8 protein-coding genes are annotated in these 6,986 nt (G+C 67.2%); 3 read left to right on the top strand and 5 right to left on the bottom strand.

Annotated elements, in window-relative coordinates:
* Together ACFWF3_RS18705 and ACFWF3_RS18700 are read right to left on the bottom strand one after the other, a co-directional pair.
* Positions 1-153 (bottom strand): ATP-binding cassette domain-containing protein (locus tag ACFWF3_RS18705; RefSeq protein WP_379314631.1); only part of this gene is annotated, 153 nt, incomplete at its 3' end.
* 3 nt (positions 154-156) lie between these two features.
* A complete protein-coding gene (locus tag ACFWF3_RS18700) occupies positions 157-777 on the bottom strand; it encodes a TetR family transcriptional regulator (protein ID WP_379314630.1) in 621 nt (206 codons plus the stop codon).
* Between the two features lie 101 nt (positions 778-878).
* Here ACFWF3_RS18700 and ACFWF3_RS18695 point away from each other — a divergent pair, with 101 nt between their 5' ends.
* Entirely contained in the window at positions 879-2,810 is a 1,932-nt protein-coding gene (locus tag ACFWF3_RS18695) for an acyl-CoA dehydrogenase (RefSeq protein ID WP_379314629.1), read from the top strand.
* On the opposite strand, the gene ACFWF3_RS18690 is transcribed toward ACFWF3_RS18695, so the two are convergent.
* The 3 genes from ACFWF3_RS18690 to ACFWF3_RS18680 all read right to left on the bottom strand — a co-directional run bounded on the left by ACFWF3_RS18690 (position 2,807) and on the right by ACFWF3_RS18680 (position 5,771).
* Positions 2,807-3,403, bottom strand: a complete 597-nt coding sequence (locus ACFWF3_RS18690; protein WP_379314628.1) for a phosphatase PAP2 family protein — start codon at positions 3,401-3,403, stop codon at positions 2,807-2,809. The two genes, ACFWF3_RS18695 and ACFWF3_RS18690, sit on opposite strands and share 4 nt — an antisense overlap.
* A gap of 31 nt (positions 3,404-3,434) precedes the next feature.
* Entirely contained in the window at positions 3,435-4,313 is an 879-nt protein-coding gene (locus tag ACFWF3_RS18685) for a nuclease-related domain-containing protein (protein ID WP_378991908.1), read from the bottom strand.
* Positions 4,314-4,376: 63 nt separating this feature from the next.
* Entirely contained in the window at positions 4,377-5,771 is a 1,395-nt protein-coding gene (locus ACFWF3_RS18680) for a DUF2252 domain-containing protein (protein WP_379314627.1), read from the bottom strand.
* 121 nt (positions 5,772-5,892) lie between these two features.
* Between ACFWF3_RS18680 and ACFWF3_RS18675 the strand changes: the two genes are divergently transcribed.
* Together ACFWF3_RS18675 and gcvH are read left to right on the top strand one after the other, a co-directional pair.
* Positions 5,893-6,528: a CDP-alcohol phosphatidyltransferase family protein gene (locus tag ACFWF3_RS18675; protein ID WP_378631208.1), complete on the top strand. Its 636-nt coding sequence runs from the start codon at positions 5,893-5,895 to the stop codon at positions 6,526-6,528.
* Between the two features lie 42 nt (positions 6,529-6,570).
* Complete coding sequence (gcvH, locus tag ACFWF3_RS18670) at positions 6,571-6,969, top strand: glycine cleavage system protein GcvH (RefSeq protein ID WP_379219366.1); 399 nt, start codon at positions 6,571-6,573, stop codon at positions 6,967-6,969.
* Positions 6,970-6,986: the final 17 nt, after the last annotated feature.

The raw sequence follows: 6,986 nt of genomic DNA, 5'->3' as shown, positions 1-6,986 counted from the left end.
GGTGGTGGACTTGCCTGCGCCGTTGGGACCGAGGAAACCGTGGATTTCGCCGGTGCTGACGTGGAGGTCGAGTCCGTCGAGCGCGGTGAAGCGGCCGAACGTCTTTCGCAGGCCCGCGACATCGATGACCCGGTCGGTGGTGGGGGAGGGCATGGTCTACTCCTCGAAAAGGGTGTCGAGCATGGTGGAATCGGTGAGTAATCCTTGGGTGTAGAGCTCGAGCGCCGGGAAGGTGATCTCGTCGGACAGCTCACGAATCGCCTTGCGGTAATCGAGTTTTCCTTCGCGCTGCATGCGCATCTGGAGGTAGAGGTTCATCGCGCCGACATGGCAGAGCACGATGTAGCGAGCGCGGGCCGCGTGGTCGCGGCTCGGCTTGGCCTTGCCCTCGTCGACGGCGGTCTGCATGTACTGCTCCGCGTCGGAGATCATGTGTTCGAGCAATGACTCCGACAGCGGGCCGCCTGCCTGGAAGCTGCGCAGTATGTAGGCCACCAGGGGTGCGTACATCTCGATCTCGGCCATCGCGTTCAAGATCCCCGCGGGACCGGGCGCCTGGATCGCGCGCAGCTTCTCGTCGCGGATGATCTCGAGCACACGATCGTCGCAGACCGCGCGCAGGCCGTCCTTGGAGCCGAAGTGATGGTTCACCAGCCCGGGTGACACCCCGGCTGCGGCGGCGATGGCCCGTACGCCGACGCCGAAGCCCTGCTCACCGAACAATTCGATCGCGGCATCGCGAATCCTGGCGGCGGTGGTGAGATCGGCTGAACGCATGTTCAATATGTTAAACGCGTGTTCAATCCGTTGGCAAGACTTTCACCCGATCCGAGTTTCGGGCCTGGGTGACCCATCGTGTGCGGGCTAGTGTCGAAGCCATGGCTACCGGCACATCGACGACGGCAGAACATCTCCGCGCAGCGCTGGACGGACCGTGGCGCACGGTCAGGGAGCAGGCGCGCACCCAGCTCGCCGGTGCGGAATTCACCGACGATCCCGAACTCGACATCCACGCGGCGAGAGCTCGCGTGCTCGACCAGATGCGGGTCATCGCGACCATGGGCTACCCCGAGCGCGGGTTCCGGCCCGAGAACGGCGGCACCGGTGATCCCGGCGGCGCGGTCGTCGGGCTGGAGATGCTCGCCTACACCGACCTGTCGCTGTGGGTGAAATCCGGCGTGCAGTGGGGACTGTTCGGTGGCGCGGTGGAGAACCTGGGCACCGAACGTCACCGTGACTTCATCAAGCGCCTGATCTCGCTCGATCTGCTCGGCTGTTTCGCGATGACCGAGTCGGGCCACGGCAGCGATGTCGCCGATCTGGAGACCACGGCCACCTATGACCCGGCCACCCAGGAATTCGTCGTCAACACCCCGACCCCGTCGGGGCGTAAGGACTACATCGGTGGTGCCGCGGTGCACGCGCGGATGGCCGCGGTGTTCGCTCAGCTGATCGTCGGCGGCGAGAGCAAAGGGGTGCACTGCCTGCTGGTGCCGATCCGTGACGACCTCGGCGCGGACCTGCCCGGCGTGACCACCTACGACGACGGTATCAAGGGCGGCCTGCCCGGCGTCGACAACGGCCGGATCGTCTTCGACCAGGTGCGGATCCCCCGCGAGAACCTGCTCAATCGCTACGCCGATGTGTCCGCGGACGGCACCTACAGCTCGGAGATCGAGAACCCGAGCCGCCGTTTCTTCACCACCCTCGGCACGCTGGTGCGTGGCCGGGTCAGTGTGGGTGGCGCGGCTGCGGCGGGCGCGCGGGTGGCACTGAGTATCGCCGTCCGCTATGCGTTGGCACGCCGGCAGTTCGCCGACCCCGATACCGGTGAAGAGACCCTGCTGCTGGACTACCGCAGCCATCAGCGCAGGCTGCTGCCGCTGGTCGCGAAGTCGTTCGCGCTGGCCTTCGCCCAGAACGACCTCGTGCGCCGGATGGATGAGATCCAGCGCGGGGAAAACACCGAACCGAGCTCACAGCGGGCGCTGGAGAAGCGTGCCGCCGGTCTGAAGGTGGCTCAGACCCGCCATGCCACACGGGCGATTCAGGAATGCCGCGAAGCCTGCGGCGGCGCCGGCTATCTCACCGAGAACCGCCTGGTGACGCTGAAAGCCGATACCGATGTGTTCACCACCTTCGAAGGTGACAACGTCGTCTTGACCCAGCTCGTGGCGAAGGAGCTGCTCACCGCCTACTCCGACGAGGTCCGCGACCTCGACGCACTCGGCTGGGTGCGCTTCGCCGCCACCATGGCCGGTGACGTGGTGCGCCAACGCTCGGGCGTGCGGCAGCTGATCCAGACCCTGCGCGACCGCAACGACGAGTCCGTCGACGAAGGCGACCTGTCCAAACGCGACGTCCAGCTACAGCTGTTCGCCGACCGCGAGGACTACCTGCTGCGCACCGCCGCGCACCGGCTGCGCGCCCGCGCCGCCGACACCGGCCCGTTCGAGGCGTTCAACAATGCCCAGGACCACATCCTGGCCGCCGGCGCCGCGCACATCGACCGGCTCGTGCTCGAGGAATTCGTCGACGGCATCGCCACCATCGAGGACCCGGATGCCAAGGCGCTGGCCGAAACCGTCTGTGACCTCTTCGTTTACGCCTCGCTGGAGGAGAACCTGGCCTGGTACATCATGCACCGCTTCATGTCGGTGGAGCGGGCCAAGGCGGTGCGGCGCGGGGTGAACGAACTCGTCGACCGCCTGCGTCCGGACGCGCTGACCCTGGTGGAGGCGATGGGTGTGCCCGAGACGATGCTGCGCGCCGAAATGCTGCACGACGCCAGCGTTTTCGATCGTCGCTAGGCGGCGCGCCGGGCGTGTAGGGCATCGGAGATCCAGCACAGGCCGATCGCCATCGAGGCGGCCGCCGCCGCCCCACCGAGGACATCGGTGGGGTGGTGGTAGCCCAGTTCGGCCATCGCGGGGGTGATCGCGATCAGGGCGAGCACGGTGAGCGTCGCGACCGCGATCCGTGTCCGCAGGTCGGTCACCAGGCACGCGAAAGTTGTTGCGACAGCGACCATGTGGACGGTGTGCCCGCTCGGGTAGGCGAGATGGTCGTCCAGCTGCCGATCCCACAGTGGTTTCAGCAACCAGGTGTTGACCACCAACGCGACCTCGGGAACCACCAGCATGGTCACGGCCCGCCACCACTGCCGGTGGAGCGCGAAAAAGGCACACGCGGCCAGGAGCAGCGCCACGACCACCGGCGCGTTACTCGGCGTGACGAGCACCTGCGCGAGGCCGGCGGAGACGGTGTTGTCCGGCACCACCGAGTCCAGTTCGGTCGGGCCGCCGTCCGCGGGGAACGTCAACGGCAGCGACGCGGTCAGCGCGGCACCGGCGCCGATCGCTGCCACCCGCACAGCGCAGGTACTACCGACACGGTCGATCACGAACGCGACGATAGCCGCCGTCCGGCGCCGCTCAGGCCGGACCGTAGGTGAGCACCGCCGTGACCAGGAACCACAGCACCCACACGATGGCTACGATCATGCCGAGAGCGAGGGTGATCCGCAGGAACGCCCGGCCGAAATCGAGATCGCCGCCGACCCGCGGATACAGCTTCCACGGGCTGTACCACGGCGCGACCATGCCCCGGGACTGCGCCTGGCGTTCGAGCTCGGCCTGTTGCTCGGCATAGGACTCCGCGGCAGCCTGGGTGGGCCCGCCGTGCCACAGCGTCACGTCGATCGGGCCGAGGAAGCCCTCGTTGAGCAGATCCTGTGGCGCGGGCAGGAACGGCAGGATGCCGAGGCCACGGAACGCGATGGCGACGTCGTTGGCCGTCCAGAGGTTGTGTTCCTTCTCGGCCAGCAACTCGAAATACATCTCGAGCCGTTGCGGGTCGTCGGTGACGATCACATCGAAGCTCGGGTCGCTCCAGCCCTGGTGCACGTCGATCTGGGCGCCGGGCATCGGCACGATCAGGCCGAGACCGTGCACCGCGCGCTGGCCGAGCCCGCGCGCGGCGAGATAGTCCTGCAGGGCGAAGGTGTGATCACGCGAACGCTCCAGCGGCGTCGATTTCTCCGCGCCCGCGAACTGGGCGAGTTCGCCGGAGACCATCCACGGACCGTTGAGCGGGATCTCGAGCACGCCGTCCTGCGGGGCGGTGAACGTCTCCGCCTCGATGATCACGCAACTGGTCGGAGTCCAGACCACCGCGTCGAACTGATGCAGCCGATCCTGGTGGAACAGGCTGCAGTTGATCGTGGCGACGCCGTGCGGGCTCGCCGGGTCCTTCCACGTGCGCAACCAGTCGATCAGTGCCGCCTCGGCATCGCTGCCTGCCGCATTCTGCACGCGCACGAGCATGGAGACCGCCCTTCGTTGTGCCGAGAACCGTTGGCGTACATCGTAGCTCGATCAATCCTGTTCGGCGGCGACCGTGCCCGCGTCCACGGCGGCGACGAGGTCGGCGTGATCGGCCTCGGTGCGGTCGGCGTAGCGCACCGCGAAGCGGGCCACCGAGTCCTCGAACCGCTCGTCGTCATCGTCGGTTTCCAGATACCCCGCCAGCGCGCGCGGGTCGAGGGAGCGAGCGTGCGCGCGGGCCAGCAGGGCGCCGGCGAGGCGGCCGTAGTCGTCGAGATCGTCGGCGGACAGTTCCGCCGGGTCGATGCTGCCCTTGAGATTGCGGAACTGACGCACGATGAAGGGCAGCGACTCGTCGAGTTCGACGGTCGTCCAACCGAGCAGGATGTCGGTCTCGGACTGCACGGTCCGCGCGCCGACCACGATCCGTTCACCCTCGTGCCGGGGCTCGGTGGGCGGCAGGAACGGCGCGAGGGCGGACGGGCGCGCCTGCTTGACCTGCAACACCACCGCCTCGCCGTCGTTGCCGTGCAACAGCGCCACATAGCTGTGCAGGCCGACGCTGCCGGTGCCGACGATGCGGAACGCGACATCGGAGACCGCGAACCTGGCCAGCAGGTTGCGCCGGGATTCCCGGATGGTGCCCGCGTAGCGTTGCAGGCCGTCGATCACGGCTTCCGACACCGGCGTGTCGACCGCGGTCAGCACGGGTGGATCGCTGACGAAACGGTGCTTGCGGATGTCGGTCTCGTGGTCGTCGAGGTGCTCGGTCCACTTCGCCACCACCTTGGCGCTGGTGTTCTTGCGCGCCTTCTTCGCGGCCTTCTTGAAGTCGTCGAGCAGGTCTTCGGCTTTGGCACTGGTGAGGATCGACTCGTCGGGCAACGCCGTCCAGGACTGCATGAACGGCATGTCGGCCAATTCGCCGACGGTATGACGGTAGGAACGCGCGGCATCGCGTGCCGCGCGCAGGCAATCGTCCTCGTCGACGCCGCTCTCGCGTCCCGCCAGCACGAGGCTTGCCGCCAGACGCTCCAGATCCCACTCCCACGGGCCCATGACCGTCTCGTCGAAATCATTGATATCCATCACGATCTCGCCGCGTTGGGTGCCGTAGAGGCCGAAGTTGGCGGCGTGGGCGTCACCACAGATCTGGGCGGCCAGACCACTGTCCGGTCCGGCGGCGAGGTCGGCGGCCATCAGGCCCGCGGCGCCGCGAAAGAAGGTGAACGGCGAGGCGATCATCCGCCCGATCCGCAACGGGATCAGACGTTCGATCCGGCCGCGGTTGCTGATGTCGATGAATTCGCGCACCGTCGGCCGATCGGGGCTCGCCGCGGCACGGTCACGCTCGGTGACAGGCACCCGCCGCCGGGCAGCCCGGCCACGCTCGCGGGCGTCCTCGGCGGAGACGTAGGAACGCAGATCAATACCACTGTCGGACACGATTGCCGAGGTTAGCCGGTTGCCGCGCGCCGGGCAGCGTGGCGCTCGGTACACAGCGGAGTTGACGGCGTTTCGGCGTGGCCGGATGGCGCCGGACGGGGTCGGTGCGGTAAGCAGGGGCGTGGCAACCGAATCAGGAACGCCGGGCACGCACGACACCGAAACCGGTGGCGTGTTCAGCGACCGCATCCTGACCGTGCCCAACGCGCTGAGCGTGGTGCGGTTGATCGGCATCCCCGTCTTCCTCTGGCTCCTGCTGGTCCGCCACGCCGACGGCTGGGCCTTCGCCTTGCTGATCGCCAGCGGCTTCACCGATTTCCTCGACGGCAAACTCGCCCGATTGCTCGATCAGTCCTCGCGTCTGGGAGCGCTGCTCGACCCGCTCGTCGATCGGCTCTATCTGGTGACGACCCTGGTGGCCTTCGTCGTGCGCGGTCTGCTGCCGTGGTGGCTGGCAGTGATCTTGATCGCACGCGATCTGGTACTCACCGCGACCCTTTCGGTGTACAAGCGGCGCGAACTACCCGCGCCGGAAGTGATCTACCTGGGCAAAGCGGCCACTTTCGCGCTGATGTCGGCGCTGCCGTGGATATTGACCGGGGAGATGGACTGGGCGGGGGCGAGTTTCGGGTGGGCCTTCGGCTGGGCCCTGCTGATCTGGGGCACGGCACTCTACGTCTGGACCGGGCTGCTCTACGCGGGGCTCGCGGTCGCGGTCGCGCGATCGATACCGCCTGTGCCGCACCGGGGGAGCTAGTCGATACTGTTGCGTGCAACGTCGACGATGAAAGGACGTCCAGTGACCCGGACCCCTGAGGAACTGCGCTACACCGAAGAGCACGAATGGGTGCGGCGGACCAGCCCCACGGCGGTCCGTGTCGGCATCACCGATTACGCCCAGTCACAGCTGGGTGACGTCGTGTTCGTCCAGCTGCCCGATGTCGACAAAGACGTGACCGTCGGCGACAGTATCGCCGAGGTCGAGTCGACCAAGAGCGTGTCCGACATCTACGCTCCGCTCACCGGCAAAGTCGTTGCGGTGAACGAGGATCTGGTCCAGACGCCGGAGACGCTCAACGAAGATCCCTACAACGAGGGTTGGCTGTTCGAGCTCGCGTTCGACGACGAGGCAACCCTCGATTCCGCCCTCGGTGAACTGCTGGATGCAGCGGGTTACCAAGGAGTTATCGGGGGCTGACTCAGCCTTCACAGTTC

Origin of the sequence: Nocardia sp. NPDC060220 (assembly GCF_042727815.1) — a bacterium.
GTDB lineage: Bacteria > Actinomycetota > Actinomycetes > Mycobacteriales > Mycobacteriaceae > Nocardia.
This window is presented reverse-complemented; position numbering and strand designations above follow the sequence as displayed.

Coding starts and splice junctions, on each gene's coding strand:
- ACFWF3_RS18700 (WP_379314630.1), bottom strand. CDS start 777: ATGCGTTCAGCCGATCTCACCACCGCCGCCAGGATTCGCGATGCCGCG.
- ACFWF3_RS18695 (WP_379314629.1), top strand. CDS start 879: ATGGCTACCGGCACATCGACGACGGCAGAACATCTCCGCGCAGCGCTG.